The sequence below is a fragment of the Azoarcus sp. Soil_N_20 genome, assembly GCF_057656155.1.
The window spans coordinates 303,195-320,941 of the sequence record NZ_JBDGKX010000005.1; the positions used below are offsets into that span (position 1 = coordinate 303,195).

A 17,747-nucleotide genomic window follows, 5' to 3' on the forward strand; every position below is an offset into this window, starting at 1 on the left:
GACACCATGCCGCATGAGACTGCCTCGTTGGTTGTGGAGCCGGCTACCGCCGGTGAGTTCAACTGGCAGGCCCATTCCGTCCTGATCGTCGATGACGAAGAGGGCATGCGCCATTTTCTCGAGCGCACGCTCAAGCGCCGCTGCGGCATGGTGGAAGCGGCCGCCGACGTGGAACAGGCGGCCGAGCTGATGGCGCGGCTGCATTTCGATCTGCTGATTCTCGATATTGCGCTGCCGGGCAAGTCCGGTATCGAATGGCTGCACGAACTGCGCGAACAGGGTTTCTGCGGCGACGTCATCCTGATCACCGCGTTTGCCGACATGGAAACCGCGATCGATGCGTTGCGCGGTGGGGCGTCCGATTTCATCCTCAAGCCGTTCCGCATCGATCAGATCCTGAACTCGATCAAGCGCTGCTTCGAGCGCGCCCGGCTCGCCCGCGAGAACTTCGTATTGCGCCGCGAGCTGGCCGAGCGCACCGCCGACGTGGTCGGGCTGGTGGGTCATTCGCCTGCCATCGATCAGTTGCGCAGCATGATCCGGCGCGTGGGGCAGATGCCGAGCACGGTGCTGTTGCTGGGCGAGTCCGGCACCGGCAAGGAGGTGGCGGCGCGCGCCCTGCACCAGACCAGCCCGCGCGCGCAGCGGCCATTCGTGCCGCTCAACTGTGCGGCGATTGCGTCCGAGCTGATCGAGAGCGAACTCTTCGGCCACGTGAAGGGTGCTTTCACCGGTGCGACCGAGGGTCGCAACGGCCTGTTCTACTACGCCCACGGCGGCACCCTGTTTCTCGACGAAATCAGCGAACTTCCGCTGGCGCTGCAGACCCGCCTGTTGCGGGTGCTCGAGGAGCGTCGACTGCGCCCGGTGGGTTCGGAGCGCGAAATCCCGGTCGACGTACGCATCATTGCGGCATCGAACCGCGACCTCGCCGCCGAGGTGACGGCCGGGCGCTTCCGCCAGGATCTCTATTTCCGCCTCGCCGTGGTCGATATCCGCATCCCGCCGCTGCGCGAGCGTAGCGAGGACATTCCCGATCTGATGCGCCACTTCATGGAGATGTTGTCGGTGCAGCTCGGGGTGGCGCCGCTTCCCCTGTCGCACGGCCTGATGAGTTCGCTGGCGGCCTACGCGTGGCCGGGCAATGTGCGCGAGTTGCGCAACTACGTCGAACGCTCGTTGATCCTCGGCGCCTTTCCGAGCGGCGTGCTGCCTGCCATCGCCCCGATGCACGTGGCCGGCGATGCGGAAACGCTCACGCTCGAGGAGGTCGAGAAGCGCCACATCCTGCGCATGGTCGACGCCTGTGGCGGCAACAAGGCCGAGGCGGCGCGCCGGCTCGGCGTATCGCGCAAGACCCTCGAGCGCAAGTTTGCGGACTGGGGCGAGGACGCTAGCCCCCGCTGCGCCACGGTGTGAGCCTGCTGCGGGAGGCGCTCGATTACTTTCGCGGCTCGGTTCGCGCCAAGCTGCTGTTTCTGGTGCTGGCGCCGTTGATGCTCGGTTTTCCGATCATCATGGCGCTGACCTGGTACTGGAGTCACTCCTACTATCACAAGCTGCTGGTGTTCAAGGTCGGCAGCGATCTGGTCACCGCCAACGAGTATTTCGACCGCGTGATCGAAGGCGTCGGCAGCCGGGTGGGCGGCCTCGCGGCCTCGCGGCGGCTCGCCGCCGCTCTCGCCGCAGGGCAGGTGCGGCCCGTACTCGACGCCGTGCGCGGGGAACGGGCGCTCGATTTCATCAATGTGCTCGACGTGAACGGTCGGGTGATGCATTCCACCGGCGTCCTGCAGGCGGGTGCAGAGCGCGGGGCCTGGCCGGTGGTGGCGCGGGCCATCCGCGAACGGGCGGTCGACGGTGCTGTGGTCGAGGTGTTCAGTGCCGGGGCGCTGGCCGAGATCTCGCCGCTGCTGCGCGAACGCGCTCGCCTGGCGCTGGTGGCCACGGCGCGCGCCGCGCCCGATCCGCGTCGCGACGAAGACCGCGGCATGGTGATCCACGCCGCCTCGCCGGTGTTCGACGGCAACGGCAAGCTGGTGGCGGTGGTCGAAGGCGGGGTCTTGCTCAACGGCAACCTCGATTTCGTCGACACCATCAATGCGATCGTCTATCGCGACGGTTCGCTGCCGCTCGGCAGCAAGGGTACGGCCACCCTGTTCCTCGACGATGCCCGGATTGCAACCAATGTGCGCCTGTTCGAGGGCGAGCGGGCACTCGGCACCCGGGCCTCGAGGGAAGTGAGTGAGCATGTGCTGGGGCAGGGCCGAACCTGGCTCGAGACCGCGTTCGTGGTCAACGACTGGTATGTGTCCGGCTACGAGCCGATCGTCGACAGCCGCGGCGAGCGCATCGGCATGCTCTACGTCGGGTTTCTGGAGGCCCCGTTTCGCTCGGCCAAGGCGCTCGCCTTGCTGGTGATCTTCTGCCTGTTCCTGGCCATCAGCGTGATCGGTGCGGTGTGGTCGCTGCACTGGGCGCGCAGTATCTTTCGCCCGATCGAGCGCATGCACGATGCCATCGGCCGGATCGAGGGCGGCGAGGGGGCGGCGCGCGTCGGCATGGTGGCTAGCCGCGACGAGTTGGGTTTGCTGGCGCGCGAGTTCGATCGCCTGCTCGACGTGCTCGCGCTCAAGCGCGAACAGCTCGAGCAACTCGCGGCTTCGCTCGATCGCAAGGTGGAAGAGCGCACCCGTGATCTCGAAACCGCCAACGCCGAGCTCCGTGCCGCTCAGCGTCAGCTGGTGATGAGCGAGAAGCTGGCCGCCATCGGCGAGCTGACCGCCGGCGTGGCGCACGAGATCAGCAACCCGACCGCCGTCATCCAGGGCAATCTCGACCTGCTGCGCAGCGAACTCGGTCCGCATGCGGCGCCGGTGATGAGCGAGATCCGACTGATCGACGAGCAGGTCAATCGCATCCGCCTGATCGTCACCAAGTTGCTGCAGTTTGCCCGTCCGGGAGAGTTTGCCGGCTATGTGGATTCGGTCGACGTCAATGGGGTGCTGGCCGATTGCCTGGTGTTGACCCGCCAGCACCTGTCGCGGCACGGGGTGCGGGTGATGCAGCATCTTCGCACCGCGCGCCGGGTGGAGATCAACACCCAGGAACTGCAGCAGGTGCTGATCAATCTGATCGTCAACGCTGTACAGGCCATGCCCGAGGGTGGAACCCTGACCCTGGATACCGCAGACTGGGACGAGCGCGATCTGGCACGCGGGGTGTGCATCACCGTGCGCGACAGCGGCCGGGGTATCCGTGCGGACGATCTCGCGCGTATATTCGACGCCTTTTTCACCACCAAGAAAACGCAGGGAACCGGGCTCGGACTGTCGATCAGCTATTCGCTGGTCGAGCGCTACGGCGGACGGATCTCGGTGGAGAGTGCGCCCGGAGAGGGCGCGGCATTCACGGTCTGGCTGCTTGCCGAACCCGAGTATCGCAACGAGGTTTTGGAGCCCGCCCGCAATCGCGGCGGCTGACAGGAAAGAGAACGATGAACGTGATCGGATTTGCCGGCTGGTCCGGCAGTGGCAAGACGACCCTGGTGGAACAGGTCGTCGGTATTCTGTCGCAGCGCGGTCTGGCGGTGTCGGTGATCAAGCATGCCCATCACCGGTTCGATATCGACCACGAGGGCAAGGATTCCTGGCGTCACCGCCATGCCGGTAGCCGCGAGGTGCTGATCAGCTCCGGCAAACGCTGGTCATTGATGCACGAACTTCGCGGCGACGAGGAATTGCCGCTCGACGCCCTGCTGGGCAAGCTGTCGCCGTGCGACCTGGTGCTGGTCGAAGGTTTCAAGCGCGCCGGGATCCCCAAGATCGAGGTTCATCGGACGGCGGTGAGCGAAGCGCTGCTGTTCCCGCACGACCCCCATATCGTCGCGGTGGCCACCGACGCCAGGCTCGACACCGCGCTGCCGCAGCTCGATATCAACGATCCGCAGGCGGTAGCGGATTTCGTCGCCGGTTACGCCTTCAATCACTCCCCAATACCTGTCCCAGCGGACTGAGTTCATAACCCCCGAGGCGGTTCGCGAGCTGCTGCATGTCGGGGTTGCCGTAGCACTGCAGCAGTTGCTGGAACAGCTTGCGAAACAGGATCTCGCGCGGCAGGGCAAGGTCGAGCGCCTCCCATCCGAGGGGGAGGAAACCGAGCCCGAACTCCGCTGCGGCGGCCCGGGTGCCGGGGGCGCAGTCGGCTTCATCGCGCGCGAGCAGGCCCGCGGCCCCGCGTTCGCTGTGCGCCTCCGCCACCACGCTGCAGTCGTCCGGACGAAAGCCGCGGCTGGCGAGGGCCGACTCCAGGAAGTGACGCGAACCGGCGCCTGGCTGGCGCATTGCCCAACGATAATCGAAGGCAGCAAGGGTCTCGATCGCATCGATCTCCAGGCCGCGGCGCAGCATCACGCCCTGCTCGCGATGCGCGAGGCGCACGAGCGTCCACTGCGTGTGCTGGCTGAAGCGGCGCAACAGCATGCCGTGCTGGGCCGCGCTGGTGTCCACCCCGCCCCAGTGCAGGGCACAAACGTTCGCCCGCCGGCGCGCGAGCAGTTCGAGGCCGGGCACGCAGCCGGTCGGGCTGTAGGCCACCCAGGCTTCGGCGCCGAGCCGGGGCACCAGGGCGGCGACCGTGGCCGAGAGCAAGGGGTCGTCGCTGCCGGTGATGAGCAGGCGGTCGGTCAGTACCCCGCCATGGGCCTGCTCGTGCAGCCATTGGTCGAGCAGGGCGCGCGGAAACAGCCATTTTCCCCCGACCCGTGCGGCCGGCAGTTCGTGCGCATTGGCGAGCTCGTAGAGCTTCTTTTCGTTCAGGTGCAGGTAGGCGGCCGCCTGGCGCGCGGTGAGGTTCGGGCTGTCGGCCGCGGCCGCGGTCGCCGCTGGGTCGCGTTCAGCCACGGCCGGCAGGCAGCTCGCCGTGTGCGGCCGCCAGTTCGTCGCGGGTGTTGATGTTGCGAAACGCGGCTTCCTCGTCGTCGAACGGCACTTCGATCACCTTCAGGCTGCCGTACCAGCGATCGATCTTGCGTCCGCCGCCGGCGAGGAAATCCTCCAGGTGTCCGGCCAGCGTGCGCCGGCACAGGCAGAACACCGGATGAGCCTGATCGAAGGTCTTGGCAACCGCGAGGTCGGCCTGCTGCGCATGCAGTGCGGCGGCGAGGCGGGCGACGAGATCGGTCGGCAGGAAGGGCGAGTCGCACGGCGCGGTGACCACCAGCGGATGGCTGGCACGCATCAGTGCCGCATGGAGACCGGCCAGCGGGCCGGCGAAGCCGGGGATGTCGTCGCCGAACACCGGATGGCCGAGGGCCGCGTATGCGTCGGCATTCTGATTGGCGTTGATGATCAACTCGTCCACCTGGGGTGCGAGCCGGGCCAGCACATGCGCCGCCATCGGCTGACCGGCGAGCGCCACCAGGCCCTTGTCCACGCCGCCCATGCGGCTGCCCTGGCCGCCGGCGAGCAGCACGCCGGTGATTTTTTCGGTAGTCATCGGGTAAAGTGCTCCTCGCCGGTAAACAGCAGATAGTGCTTGCCCTGGGCGCGGCCGATCATGGTCAGCCCGAGGCGGCGCGCGATGTCCCAGCCCATCTTGGTCAACCCGGAGCGCGACACCAGGAAGGGGATGCCCATCTGCGCGGTCTTGATCACCATCTCCGAGGTCAGCCGGCCGGTGGTGTAGAAGATCTTGTCGCCACCGTCGAGGCCGTCCAGCCACATGTGGCCGGCGATCGCATCCACGGCGTTGTGGCGGCCGACGTCCTCGACGAACATCAGCACCTCGCAACCGCCCGCCGTGGCCTGGGCCAGCGCGCAGCCATGGACTGCGCCGGCCTGTTTGTAGATCGATTCGTGGTGACGCACCGCGTCCATCAGCGCATACAGCGTGGCCTGGGCCAGGCCGCGTTCGGCCGGCAGGCGGATGTCGTCGATCTCGTCCATCAGCCCGCCGAACACCGTGCCCTGGCCGCAGCCGGTGGTCACGGTGCGGGTGCCCAGGCGCTCGTCGGGGTCCTGCAGGCCATTGCGCGTGGTGACCGATACCGCGTCCACCTCCCAGTCGACCTGCACCGAGGCGATTTCGTCGAGGCTCTTCACCAGACGCTGATTGCGCAGCCAGCCGATGGCGAGCGCCTCGGGCGCGGCGCCCAGGGTCATCAGGGTGACGATCTCGCGCTTGTCCACGTACAAGGTCAGGGGGTGTTCGCCGGCGATCGCGGTGGGAACGGATTCGCCGAGTTCATTCACCGCCGGGATGGTGACGGTGAGCGGGCGGCTGGCGGCGCTGAGCAGGGGGCGGCGGGAGGGTTGGGTGGACATGCGCGGCGGCAGTGAGTGGGCGAGCGACGATTGTAGCCCCAAGCCCGGGGCCGACAGTCAATGAAGCCCGGTCATCCGAACCGAAGCTTCCCGGTTATCTCGGTGGGGCCGGCTTCAGCCGGCCGCAGGTGCCCAGGTCTGGCGTTGGTGCCCGAATGAACAACCGCGGCGGGCTGAAGCCCGCCCCACCGCGGCTGTGCCCGGAACGGGTGCTTGCCTCGGATAACGGGAGCTACGAAAGACCATCGACGGCGATCAGGCTAGCTGCAAGGCGGTGCGGGTCAGGCCGTCTTCTTCGCTGCGGCGCGCTTGCGAACGGCAGGTTTCCTGGCCTCGTCGGCGGGCGCTTCGTCGGCCTTCGTCGCTGCGGCTTTGGCTGCGGTGGTCTTGGTGGCCGCGGGCTTTGCGGCACCGGCTTTCGGAGTCTTGACCTCGAATTCGAAGCCGACCTTGCCGTCCTTGCCACGCACCAGGTATGCCGAGAACTTGCGCCGGGTACGGGCCGACACGAAGCCCTTGAGCAGCTCGGTCTTGCCTTCGGTCAGCAGCTTGAGCATCTGCTCGCGCTCGATCGGCTGTTGCAGGATGATCTTGCCGGAGCGGAAATCGCAGCTCTTGTCCGGACCGACCGATTTCTCGCAGACGTAAGCCATGCCGTGCTCGAACACCCGCGACTGGCACTTCGGGCAGTTACCGATCGGTTCCTGGGCGGAAAAATCGACCGCCTCGGCCTCTTCGCCTTCCTTGGGCTGGCCAAAGTCGAAGGTGGGCTGCTTGTCCTCGTTGAACACGATGTCGGCATTGAACAGTCTGCCCATCTTGTTGCGAAAGCCGAGCAGCGGGCCGACCTTGCCCTCGCGCAGCAGGGCTTCGATTTCCGGGATCTCGAACTGACGGCCGGCGACAATCTTCCACATGCTCCAGTCGCAGGCCTGGCAGGCGAACTTCTTGTAGTTCTCCTTCACCACCCCGCCGCACTTCGGGCAGGGCGTGGCCAGGGTCGCGAAGTCGCCCGGAACGGTGTCGGACTCGAAGCGCTTGGCGCGCTCCACCACTTCGCGCGCCATCTCGGCGATCTCGTGCATGAAGGCTTCGCGCGACAGCTCGCCGCGCTCCATCAGCGCCAGCTTGTGTTCCCAGCCGCCGGTGAGTTCCGGTGAGGTCAATGCATTGACACCGAGGCCATTGAGCAGCGTGATCAGCGAGAACGCCTTGGCGCTCGGGATCAGTTCGCGGCCGTCGCGGTGCATGTACTGTTCGGCGATCAGGCCTTCGATGATCTGCGCCCGCGTGGCCGGAGTGCCGAGACCGCGGTCGGCCATCGCCGCGCGCAGTTCCTCGTCGTCGACCATCTTGCCCGCGCCTTCCATCGCCGACAGCAGGGTCGCTTCATTGAAACGCGCCGGCGGCTTGGTCTGCAGCGCCTTGACCACGATGTCCTCGGTGGACACGGTCTCGTTCGGCACGACGGCCACCAGTTGCGGGGCGCTGCCTTCCTTGGCGTCCTTGTCGTCGCTGACCGCTTCCTTGCCGTAGACGGCAAGCCAGCCCGCATTGACCAGCACCTTGCCCTCGGTCTTGAACACTTCGCCCGCGACCCGGGTCATGCGGGTGGTGATCTGGTACTCGGCGGCCGGGTAGAACACGGCGAGGAAGCGTCGGGTGACGAGGTCGTAAACCTTGTGTTCGGCCTCCGACAGACTCTTCGGCAGCGATCCGGTGGGGATGATGGCGAAGTGGTCGGAGATCTTGGCGTTGTTGAAGATGCGCTTGTTCGGCCTGACCCACCCCTGTTTGGCGATTTCGCCGGCAAACGGGGCGTATTCGTCGGGCAAGCCGCGCATCACGTCCTTGACCGTGCCGAGGTAGTCCTCGGGCAGCGCGCGCGCGTCGGTCCGCGGATAGGTCAGCACCTTGTGCTTCTCGTACAGTGCCTGGGCAATCTGCAGCGTGACCCGGGCCGAAAAGCCGAAGCGGCCGTTGGCCTCGCGCTGCAGGCTGGTGAGGTCGAAAAGCAGCGGCGACAGCTGGGTGGAGGGCTTGGCCTCCTCGGTGACCGTGCCCGGCTTGCCTTCGCACTTGGCGCGGATCGCCTCGGCCCGGGCGGCGTCCCACAGCCGGTGGGCGTTGGCGTGCTCGTCGCCCTCGGGCTTGCGGAAGTTCTCGTCCAGCCAGCGCCCTGCATATTGGCCTGCCTTGCAGCCGAAGGTCGCTTCCAGTTCCCAGTAGTCGCGGGACTTGAACTTGCGGATGCGGTCTTCGCGTTCGACCACGATCGCCAGTGTCGGCGTCTGTACCCGGCCGACGGTGGTGAGGTGGAAGCCACCGGTCTTGGAATTGAACGCGGTCATCGCCCGCGTGCCGTTGATGCCGATCAGCCAGTCGCTCTCGGCGCGACACACCGCGGCATCACGCAGACCCTCGATCTCGCGCGAGGCGCGCAGGTGGGCGAAACCGTCGCGGATCGCGGTAGCGGTCATCGACTGCAGCCACAGCCGCTGCATCGGCTTGGTGGTGCCGGAGTGCTGGGCGATGAAGTTGAAGATCAGCTCCCCCTCGCGTCCCGCGTCACACGCGTTGATCAGGCCGGTGACATCCTTGCGCTTGATCAGGCGGGTGAGCAGTTTGAGACGGTCTTCGGTCTTCTCGATCGGCTTGAGCGCGAAGTGCGGCGGAATCACCGGCAGATGGGCGAAAGTCCATTTGCCGCGCTTGACTTCGTACTCTTCGGGGACGATGAGCTCGAGCAGGTGGCCGACGGCCGACGACAGCACATAGTCGTCGGATTCGAAGTAATCCTTCTCCTTGGTGAAGCCGCCCAGCGCACGGGCGATGTCCTGCGCGACGGAGGGCTTTTCCGCGATGATTAGTTGCTTGCTCATGCCGGCGTGGCCGATGCGGAACCCCGCGTGGGGTTTCCGTCCAATAGGTTGTAGAGCGGCGGATGATAAAGAGGCCGCCGGCTGCCTTGCAAGCGAGGCGTGTTCAGATCGTACTCAATGGAGCACCGGCTGCCAGTCTTCATCATCGCCCGACAGCAACTCGTCGACGATCAGCCCATCCACGGGTTGCTCCTGTTGCCACAGCACCATCAGCACGATGACCTTGAGGCGATTCAGGGTGATATTGAAGTCGCCCAGGGCCATCGCCCGCTCCACGATCAGTTCGCGCTGGGCCGCGTCGAGCACGTTCGCCGCTTCGAGAAAGGCGATGAAACCGCGGCACTCCTGACTCAGGTTGGCAAGCTCTTCCTCGGCATAGATGCGGATCGAGCCGGCCGTGGGCGGGATGCACGGCATGGATGTCTCGGCCACCCGGCGCAGTCCGGCGAGCCAGTCGAGGGCTTCGTTGATTTCCTCGTCCTCGAACCCGGCCGCCGACAGTTTGCGCGCGAGCTGCTCGCTTGCCGGGCAGGCGTCGGCGTGGATGTAGCTTTCGAAGAGGTAAACAAGAACGTCGAACATGATGACCTCCCGGAAAAACCTTGACGGTTCAAAAAGCCGTCCAACACGGCACTCGCGAATCCCGGAAACAGCACTACTGATTCCGAACGAGCGCTCCCGGCTTGCGGAGGCGCTGGAACCGGCTTCCTGCCAGACGGACGATCCGACCTTCCAGTTCCATGGGCAGCAGGATGGCGTAGAGCGCATCGACCGTCAAGCCGCAGCGCAGCCCGAGGGTGTCGATATCGATCGCCTCGTCGCCGAGCGCGTCCACGACGCGGGCCGCCTCCGCGCTGAGTGGCTGCTCGGGTTGCGCGGCGCCGACGGTGGCGGCGGTGGCGGTGGCGGTGGCGGCGGGCGGGCGGGGGCGGCGCGGTTTGCCGGGGGCGGCGGGCAGGCTCGCGACGCGGCCGCGCAGTTCCTCGAGCACGTCCTCGGCGGTCTCGACCAGTTTTGCGCCTTCGCGGATCAGGCGGTGGCAGCCGCGGGCCAGTGGCGAATGGATCGAGCCCGGAATCGCGAATACCTCGCGGCCGGTCTCGATCGCGAGCCGGGCGGTGATCAACGAGCCGCTGCCGAGCGCCGCCTCCACCACCAGCACGCCATGGCTGAGCCCGGCGATCAGGCGATTGCGGCGCGGGAAATTGTGCCGCAGCGGCGGGGTGCCGAGCGCGAACTCGCTGATGATCGCGCCGTGGGCGGCGATGTCACGCGCCAGCGCGGCATTGCGCGCCGGGTAGATGCGGTCGGCGCCGGTGCCGATCACCGCGATGGTGCCGCCTGCGCCGCCGGCCAGCGCGCCGCGGTGGGCGGCGGCATCGATTCCGAGCGCCAGCCCGCTGACGATGGTGAGGCCGGCCTCGCTCAGACTGCGGGCAAATGCCTCCGCGTTGAGCTCGCCCTGGGCGGTGGCCGAGCGCGCACCGACCATGGCCAGCGCAGCACGGTTGAGCAGCGCCGGATCACCCTTCACATACAGCACGATGGGCGGATCCACGGTGTCGAGCAGGGATTGCGGATAGTCGCGGTCGGCCAGGGTCAGGATGTGATTACCCGGTTCGCTGCACCACGCCAGCGCGGCGTCGATGGCGGCCGTATCGGGCGCGGCGAGGACCGCATCGGCGCCGTCGCCGCCGATCACCGCGGAAATTGCACTGCGGCTGTGGGCGAAGATGTCCGCGGGCAGGCCGAACGCCGCAAGCAGCCGGCGCTGGCGCTCGGGCCCCAGTCCGGGGCTGAGCGCCAGTTGCAGCCAGGCGGCGAGCTCGTCTTCCGCCGCCGTTCGGTGTTGCGGGCTCAGGGCTTGCGAACGGCGTCGTTGATCGCCACCGGTCCGTCGGAATCCATCACCAGCGCATAGGCGACGCGATCGAAGGTCCGGAACACGAACACCAGGCCGTAACGCTTTTCGGGAAGCTGGAAGCTTTCCTTGCCCTCGTCGCCGTTGTAGTCGGCGGTGCCCCGGTTGCGATGAAGCGCCAGCACATGGCCGCGTTCGAGCCCGTCACGCTCGCCGATGTTGAGCGCCACCACATTCAGACGGCCGGTCTCGGCCACGCCGCGGTAGATCGACATCAGCCGGCCGTCGATCGCCTGTTCGGGGGCATGCGGTGCATACGAGAACACGTTCGGCCGTTCGCTCGGCAGCATCAGGTCGCCGACGCCGATTTCTTCCACCGCGTCGATGATCTCGAGCGTCGCCGGATCGGTGCGTTCGGACACGCGCGCGGCGCCGAGATAGGCGGCTTCATAGGCGATGGTCTCGCCGGTGAGCGGGTCCACCATCGGCTTGACCGGGCGGAAGATCTGCCAGACCTCGACATCGTCGCCAACATTCTTGGCGAAGACGGTGTCGCCCGCACCCACATATACACGGCTGGTTTCGGTGGCGATGATGGTGGCGGCGCCCTGGAGCCTGGCCTCGTCGACGACCAGCGGGCGAGTCAGGAAGGGCTCGATCACGTTCAGCGGAATGCTCGGGACCGCGCTGCCGAGGGGCTCGTCGTAGACTTGCGGGAACAGCTTTTCATCGCGCGCGCCGACCCGTTTGCCGATACTCAGCCATGGACCGCTGCGATCGAGATGGATGATCTGCCCCGGATAGATCAGGTGCGGGTTGCGGATCTGGTCACGGTTGAGGCGCCAGACTTCCGGCCAGCGCCACGGCTGCTTGAGGAAGCGGCCGGAGATGTCCCACAGGGTGTCGCCCTTGACCACGGTATAGGAGTCGGGGGCGTCGTCGGCAATCGCGACGCCCTGGGCGGCGGCGACGCTGCTGACAAGGGTCGCAATGCTGACGATGAGAGGGAATATAATTCGTATCATTGCTCGCTTCCGGTTGAGGCGGGTCGGTGTTGGCCGACCCGGAACGCTACTGGCCGGCGAGCGTCGAAGTATTAGCGTTACCGACGTCAGGCGCAGCACATGGTCATTCATGTCAAAGCGCTTGAAATTCTGCACTTAAAGGCTTATCGCGGCAAGCATTTATGGCTCTACTACCAATACTCCGTTTCCCCGATCCCCGTCTGCACACTCGAGCCAGGCCGGTGGCCGTCGTCGATGATTCCATTCGCCAGCTGGTCAGGGACATGGCCGAGACCATGTACGAGGCGCCCGGCATCGGGCTGGCAGCGACCCAGGTCGACGTCCACAAGCGCGTGGTCGTGATCGATATCAGCGAAGACAAGAGCGGCCTGCTGGTGCTCATCAACGCCGAGATCGTCGAACGTTCGGGCGAGCAGGTGTGCGAAGAGGGCTGCCTCTCGGTCCCCGGCATCTACGAAAAGGTCAGCCGCGCCGAACGGGTGAAGGTGAAGGCGCTCGACGCCAGGGGCGAACCGTTCGAGCTCGAGGCCGACGGGCTGCTTGCGGTGTGCATTCAGCATGAGCTCGATCACCTCGAGGGCAAGGTTTTCGTCGAGTACCTGTCGCAACTGAAGCTCACCCGGATCAAGAGCCGGCTGGCGAAGAAGGCCCGCATCACCGCCTGACCCGTTTCCCCGAGCCCCGCTATGCGGGCCGGATCACCAGGAACAATTGCCGATGAGTTCTCCCTTGCGCGTGGCCTTCGCGGGCACGCCGGATTTTGCCGCCTGTGCGCTCGACGCCATTATCGGTGCCGGTTTCGAGGTGCCGCTGGTGCTGACCCAGCCCGACCGCCCTGCCGGTCGTGGCATGAAGCTGAGCCCGAGCGCGGTCAAGCAGCTTGCGCTTGCCCATGGGATCGAGGTCGATCAACCGGAGCGGCTGCGTACCGAGGAGCAGCGCGCCCGGCTTGCCGCGTGTACCCCGGACGTGCTGGTGGTGGCCGCGTACGGGCTGATCCTGCCGCCCGCGGTGCTCGAACTGCCGCGCCTGGGTTGCCTCAACATCCACGCCTCGCTCCTGCCGCGTTGGCGCGGTGCGGCCCCCATCCACCGCGCGCTCGAAGCGGGTGATGCCGAAACCGGCATCACCATCATGCAGATGGACGAAGGACTCGATACCGGCCCGATGTTGCTGTGCCGCCGGATGCCGATCGCCGCGACCGACACCACCGGCAGCCTGCACGACAAGCTCGCTGCCCTCGGTGCCGAGTGCATCGTCGAGGCCCTGCGGCTGCTGCCGCAAGGGCGCCTGAGCCGCGCACGCCAGCCCGCGGAGGGCGTCACCTATGCGAGCAAGATCGCGCGTGCCGAAGCCGACATCGACTGGCGCCGTCCGGCGGTGGACATCGAGCGTGCGGTGCGCGCCTTCAATCCCTTTCCGGGTGCGGTCGGGCATTTGCGGACGACGCCGGTAAAGCTGTGGACGGCACGTTGCGTGGCAGAGCGCGGTTCGCCGGGAACCGTACTGCGGGCCGACGACACCGGGGTGGTCGTTGCCTGCGGCGAGGGCGCGCTGTGCTTCACCGAACTGCAGCGCCCCGGGAGTCGGCGCATGGCAGCCGGGGAATTCCTGCGCGGTTTTGCGGTCAGTGCCGGTGAGCAATTTGCGCTGCCGGAAGCGGCAGGCGCTTGATCTGGCGGAGTTCGCCCCGATCTACTGCACAACCCCAACGATCTGAAGGAAACACACAATGTTCGGAAACTGGTTGAAAACCTCCATCCTGATGGCCGGTATCATCGCGCTGTTCGGCGTGGTCGGTGGCGCCATCGGCGGCCAGCAGGGCATGCTGATTGCGCTGCTGCTCGGGGGGGGCATGAACCTGTGGGCCTACTGGTTCTCCGACAAGATGGTGCTCAGAATGTACAAGGCCCGTCAGGTGGACGCGAGCACCTCGCCCTACCTGTACAACATGGTCGGCGAGCTGGCGCAGCGTGCCGGCCTGCCGATGCCCAAGGTGTACATCATCGACGAGGCCCAGCCCAACGCCTTCGCCACCGGCCGCAATCCGGACAATGCCGCGGTCGCCGCCACCAGCGGCATCATCCGGATGCTGTCCGAGCGCGAACTGCGTGGCGTAATGGCGCACGAACTCGCCCACGTCAAGAACCGCGACATCCTGATCTCGACCATTTCGGCCACGATCGCGGGCGCAATCTCCGCGCTCGCCCAGTTCGGCATGTTCTTCGGTGGCCGCGACGGCGAGAACCGGCCCAACCCGGTGGTGTCCATCATCGTCATGCTGCTGGCGCCGATTGCCGGCATGCTGATCCAGATGGCGATCAGCCGCACCCGCGAGTTCGGTGCCGACCGCGGCGGCGCCGAGATCTCCGGCGACCCGGAAGCGCTCGCCAGCGCGCTGGCCAAGATGGAGGCCTATTCCAAGGGGATTCCGATGGAAACGGCCGAAGCACACCCCGAAACGGCGCAGATGATGATCGTGAATCCGCTCTCCAGCGGCGGCCTGCGCGGCCTGTTCTCGACCCACCCCGCAACCCAGGAGCGGATCGCCAAGCTGCGCGCGATGCGCTGATCGGCTACCGATCGTGGCGGCCCGCTGCCCGACCCGACGCGGCGGGCGTTCATCGAGCCTGGCCTGTCGGTCCCGAGAGGACGTCGTTCGCCGTGTCAGATGCCGACCGGACAGTCGAGCGGCTTGATGAAACGGACCAGCGTCCAGTAGCCGAACAGGTTCACCGGGTGGGTGCCGGCCAGTTCCATGCCGGCCTCGGCCACGAACGGGTCGAGCGGGAACAGCGGCCGAAACCCGAGCGCGGGCGCGAACGGCGCCAGCCGCCGCTCGAGTGCATCCTGCCAGCCTGCCCCACGGGAAAAGTGATTCACCACCAACACCTGGCCGCCCGGCCGGCACACCCGTCGCAACTCGCGCATCATCGCCGCCGGGTCGGGCACCACCGAGGCGACATAGAGCGCGGCCACCTTGTCGAAACTGGCATCGGGAAACGACAGCGACTGTGCGTCCATGGCCAGCAGGTCGATGTTGTCCAGGCCATGGCGGCGCACCCGGGCCTGGGCACGCTGCAACATGTGCGGCGACAGGTCGATGCCGGTGACCCGGGTGTGGCGCGGGTAATAGCGTAGCGACAGGCCGGTGCCGACCCCGACTTCGAGCACCGTTTCGCCCGCGCGGCAGTCCAGGGCCTGGATCAGTCGACGGCGGCCGGGTTCGAACACGCCGCCGAACAGCAGATCGTAGATCGGCGCGTAGCGCTGGTACGCGGTGGTGACAGATTGGTGGTCCATGGACAGTCCCGGAAGCCGAACAATACTTTCATGCTAGCAGCCCGCGCGCAGCTTGGAAGCGGCATGCATTCTGCAATCCCTGACCCCGGCCCCGGTCGGCGGGCGATGACGCTCGACATTTGGGGGAAATTTTTCTATCTTCTCGTACAGTTGTTCAATAAGTCAGGAGAAACATCATGCGCCTCCCGTCCCGCACTGCCCGCGGCCTTGCCCTCATGCTGGCGCTCGGCGGCGCCGTATGGACGACGGCTGCCCTCGCCCAGACCACCGAATCGGTGCGCCTGTCCGAGCGCTGGGACGAGAAGCGTGCCGGCGCGTTGCTCGACCGCGCGATCGCTCACGTCGAACGCAAGGGCGACGCGGCGCTGGCCGACTTCAGTCGCCAGGGGGCGTTCGTCGACCGTGACCTCTACGTCTATGCGATCGCCAGCGATGGCCGTTTCCTCGCCAGCGGCGGATCGTCGGCGGCGCTGATCGGGCAGAACGTCGCCGGCCGCAGCGATGCGGCCGGCAAACCCTTCTTCCGCGAGATGCTCGAGGCCGCCGCGGCCAAGGGCGGCGGCCGGGTCGAATACCGCTGGCTCAATCCGGTGGAGAACCGAGAGGAGCCCAAGGTGACCTTGTTCCGCAAGGTTGGCGAGATCATCGTCGCGGTGGGTTTCTATACCCCGCGTGCCACCGCTACCCAGGCGATGGCGATGCTCGACCAGGCGGTCACGGCCCTTGCCGGGAATGCGGCGGCCGCATTGAGCGACTTCCAGAAGCTCGGCGGGCGTTTCACCCAGGACGACCTCTACGTGTTCGTGGTCGACATGCGCGACGGGCGTTTCCTGGCTCACGGCGCAACGCCGGTGCTGGTCGGTCGCAACGGCCACGAACTGCGCGACCCCAAGGGCAAGGCCGTGATCACCGACATGATCAACGTCGCGCGCAAGAAGGGCGCCGGCGAACTCGACTACGCGTGGCGCAATCCCACCACCTCCAAGGTCGAGAGCAAGCATACGTATTTCCGTGCGGTCGACGACAAGCTCGTTGGTGTAGGCTATTACACCCGCTGACCGATGCCACTTTCAGAGCCCGGCAGCGGTCCTGACAGAGGAGTTTCCTATGACCACCGTGACCCTGGGCGGCAATCCGATCGACGTTGCCGGCAGCTTTCCGCAAGTCGGCGCCGCTGCGCCCGCCTTCACCCTCACCGCCGCCGATCTCAATGACGTTGGCCTGGATGCCTTCGCCGGCAAGCGCAAGGTGTTGAACATCGTGCCCAGTCTCGACACCCCCACCTGCGCCACCTCCACGCGCAAGTTCAATGCCGAAGCCGGCAAGCTGACCGACACCGTGGTGCTGGTCGTGTCCGCCGACCTCCCCTTCGCTGCCAAGCGGTTCTGCGTGGCGGAGGGCCTGGACAACGTGCAGACCCTGTCGACCTTCCGCAGCCCCGGGTTTGCCCGCGACTACGGCGTGGCGATCAGCTCCGGTCCGCTCGCCGGCGTCACCGCGCGGGCAGTGGTGGTGCTCGATGCCGACAACAAGGTGATCCATGCCGAACGCGTGGCCGAGATCAAGAACGAGCCGGACTACGCGGCAGCGCTGGCAGTACTCAAGTAAGCAGCCCGGCGGCGTTGGCGCAAGCAGGTGGCGGGCCGCGCAGGTCCGCCATTTGTTGTTTACCGGCGCGGACCGCGCACCGTCCGACGGTGTGGGGGGTCAGGCGGTCAGCACTTGTGCGAGGCCGACCACGACCAGCGCGGCCACCGCGAGCGATAGCCACAGCAGCCGGATACGGTTGGCCTCGACGCGCTTGATCAGTTCGGTATTCTGGTCGGCGAGGGCCTTGATCAGCGCCGACGACTCGAGCATCTGCTCGCGGAGGTCGGCCACGCTCGCCTCCAGCGCCGCGACTTGTACCCGGGCCCGGACCACGGCGTCGGCTTCCGATCCGGGCTGCGCCGCGTACGCTTCCGCAGTGGGCGCAGGTGCAGGTGCGGGCGCGGATTTCTTCGCCACGCCGTTCCACAGTTTCCTGGCCCCGTCGGCCACCACGGGTGCCGTCGAGATGACCTGAGCCCAGGGCACCGTCTTGAGTAGGGAAAGCCAGCCGATCGCCATGAAAATACCTTTCGGAATGAAGGGATGGCCCGCCGCGTGGCCGCTACGAACCTGGAGCCGGTGGATAGGAAACCGAATACCGGACTCAAGGGTGGACCGGCGGTGCCGGCAGAAATTCCGGCTGTCGAAGGCAGGGCTTGCATCGAGCCTCCGCACGATTATCCGCGCTGCTCCAGCCGGGTCGCGTCCACGATGGAGGCTGCCCGGTCGCGCCCGGATCGGTCGACCCGCGGCGGGTGGCGCC

Annotated in this window: 17 protein-coding genes; 8 read left to right on the plus strand and 9 right to left on the minus strand. The window is 66.7% G+C overall.

Features of this window, described 5'->3' with window-relative positions; all coding sequences use genetic code 11:
* The first annotated feature begins 6 nt into the window (after positions 1 to 6).
* From AC3A35_RS12725 to mobB, 3 genes are all read left to right on the plus strand, one after another.
* Positions 7 to 1,419, plus strand: a complete 1,413-nt coding sequence (locus AC3A35_RS12725) for a sigma-54-dependent transcriptional regulator (RefSeq protein WP_487436476.1) — start codon at positions 7 to 9, stop codon at positions 1,417 to 1,419.
* Between the two features lie 77 nt (positions 1,420 to 1,496).
* Entirely contained in the window at positions 1,497 to 3,482 is a 1,986-nt protein-coding gene (locus AC3A35_RS12730) for a sensor histidine kinase (protein WP_487436563.1), read from the plus strand.
* Between the two features lie 14 nt (positions 3,483 to 3,496).
* Positions 3,497 to 4,015, plus strand: a complete 519-nt coding sequence (gene mobB / locus AC3A35_RS12735) for a molybdopterin-guanine dinucleotide biosynthesis protein B (protein WP_487436477.1) — start codon at positions 3,497 to 3,499, stop codon at positions 4,013 to 4,015.
* On the opposite strand, the gene AC3A35_RS12740 is transcribed toward mobB, so the two are convergent.
* From AC3A35_RS12740 to AC3A35_RS12770, 7 genes are all read right to left on the minus strand, one after another.
* Entirely contained in the window at positions 3,981 to 4,901 is a 921-nt protein-coding gene (locus tag AC3A35_RS12740) for a substrate-binding domain-containing protein (protein ID WP_487436478.1), read from the minus strand. The two genes, mobB and AC3A35_RS12740, sit on opposite strands and share 35 nt — an antisense overlap.
* Entirely contained in the window at positions 4,894 to 5,496 is a 603-nt protein-coding gene (gene mobA, locus AC3A35_RS12745; protein ID WP_487436479.1) for a molybdenum cofactor guanylyltransferase MobA, read from the minus strand. The genes AC3A35_RS12740 and mobA overlap by 8 nt, the downstream gene beginning before the upstream one ends.
* Entirely contained in the window at positions 5,493 to 6,323 is an 831-nt protein-coding gene (locus tag AC3A35_RS12750) for a formate dehydrogenase accessory sulfurtransferase FdhD (RefSeq protein WP_487436480.1), read from the minus strand. Before AC3A35_RS12750 ends, mobA begins: the two co-directional genes overlap by 4 nt.
* A 281-nt stretch (positions 6,324 to 6,604) precedes the next feature.
* A complete protein-coding gene (locus AC3A35_RS12755; protein ID WP_487436481.1) occupies positions 6,605 to 9,205 on the minus strand; it encodes a DNA topoisomerase III in 2,601 nt (866 codons plus the stop codon).
* Positions 9,206 to 9,319: 114 nt separating this feature from the next.
* A complete protein-coding gene (locus AC3A35_RS12760; protein ID WP_487436482.1) occupies positions 9,320 to 9,787 on the minus strand; it encodes a Smg family protein in 468 nt (155 codons plus the stop codon).
* 73 nt (positions 9,788 to 9,860) lie between these two features.
* On the minus strand, positions 9,861 to 11,066 hold the full coding sequence (gene dprA / locus AC3A35_RS12765; RefSeq protein WP_487436564.1) for a DNA-processing protein DprA: 1,206 nt from the start codon (positions 11,064 to 11,066) through the stop codon (positions 9,861 to 9,863).
* Positions 11,063 to 12,091, minus strand: a complete 1,029-nt coding sequence (locus AC3A35_RS12770) for a LysM peptidoglycan-binding domain-containing protein (RefSeq protein WP_487436483.1) — start codon at positions 12,089 to 12,091, stop codon at positions 11,063 to 11,065. The genes dprA and AC3A35_RS12770 overlap by 4 nt, the downstream gene beginning before the upstream one ends.
* Positions 12,092 to 12,252: 161 nt before the next feature.
* Between AC3A35_RS12770 and def the strand changes: the two genes are divergently transcribed.
* Genes def through htpX form a run of 3 tightly spaced genes read left to right on the plus strand, consistent with a single transcriptional unit; the run spans position 12,253 to position 14,663 of the window.
* The gene (gene def / locus AC3A35_RS12775; RefSeq protein ID WP_487436484.1) at positions 12,253 to 12,756 is read left to right on the plus strand and encodes a peptide deformylase; all 504 of its coding nucleotides are present in this window, start codon (positions 12,253 to 12,255) and stop codon (positions 12,754 to 12,756) included.
* Between the two features lie 52 nt (positions 12,757 to 12,808).
* Positions 12,809 to 13,765, plus strand: a complete 957-nt coding sequence (gene fmt / locus AC3A35_RS12780; RefSeq protein WP_487436485.1) for a methionyl-tRNA formyltransferase — start codon at positions 12,809 to 12,811, stop codon at positions 13,763 to 13,765.
* 58 nt (positions 13,766 to 13,823) lie between these two features.
* Positions 13,824 to 14,663, plus strand: a complete 840-nt coding sequence (htpX, locus tag AC3A35_RS12785; protein ID WP_487436486.1) for a zinc metalloprotease HtpX — start codon at positions 13,824 to 13,826, stop codon at positions 14,661 to 14,663.
* Between the two features lie 95 nt (positions 14,664 to 14,758).
* Here htpX and AC3A35_RS12790 read toward each other — a convergent pair whose 3' ends face one another.
* Positions 14,759 to 15,394: a class I SAM-dependent methyltransferase gene (locus AC3A35_RS12790; protein ID WP_487436487.1), complete on the minus strand. Its 636-nt coding sequence runs from the start codon at positions 15,392 to 15,394 to the stop codon at positions 14,759 to 14,761.
* 176 nt (positions 15,395 to 15,570) lie between these two features.
* Between AC3A35_RS12790 and AC3A35_RS12795 the strand changes: the two genes are divergently transcribed.
* Positions 15,571 to 16,452, plus strand: coding sequence for a cache domain-containing protein (locus AC3A35_RS12795; RefSeq protein ID WP_487436488.1), 882 nt, complete (start codon positions 15,571 to 15,573; stop codon positions 16,450 to 16,452).
* Positions 16,453 to 16,501: 49 nt separating this feature from the next.
* The gene (gene tpx, locus AC3A35_RS12800) at positions 16,502 to 17,002 is read left to right on the plus strand and encodes a thiol peroxidase (RefSeq protein ID WP_487436489.1); all 501 of its coding nucleotides are present in this window, start codon (positions 16,502 to 16,504) and stop codon (positions 17,000 to 17,002) included.
* A 99-nt stretch (positions 17,003 to 17,101) separates the two neighbouring features.
* On the opposite strand, the gene AC3A35_RS12805 is transcribed toward tpx, so the two are convergent.
* Positions 17,102 to 17,503: a hypothetical protein gene (locus tag AC3A35_RS12805; RefSeq protein WP_487436490.1), complete on the minus strand. Its 402-nt coding sequence runs from the start codon at positions 17,501 to 17,503 to the stop codon at positions 17,102 to 17,104.
* Positions 17,504 to 17,747 lie beyond the last annotated feature (244 nt).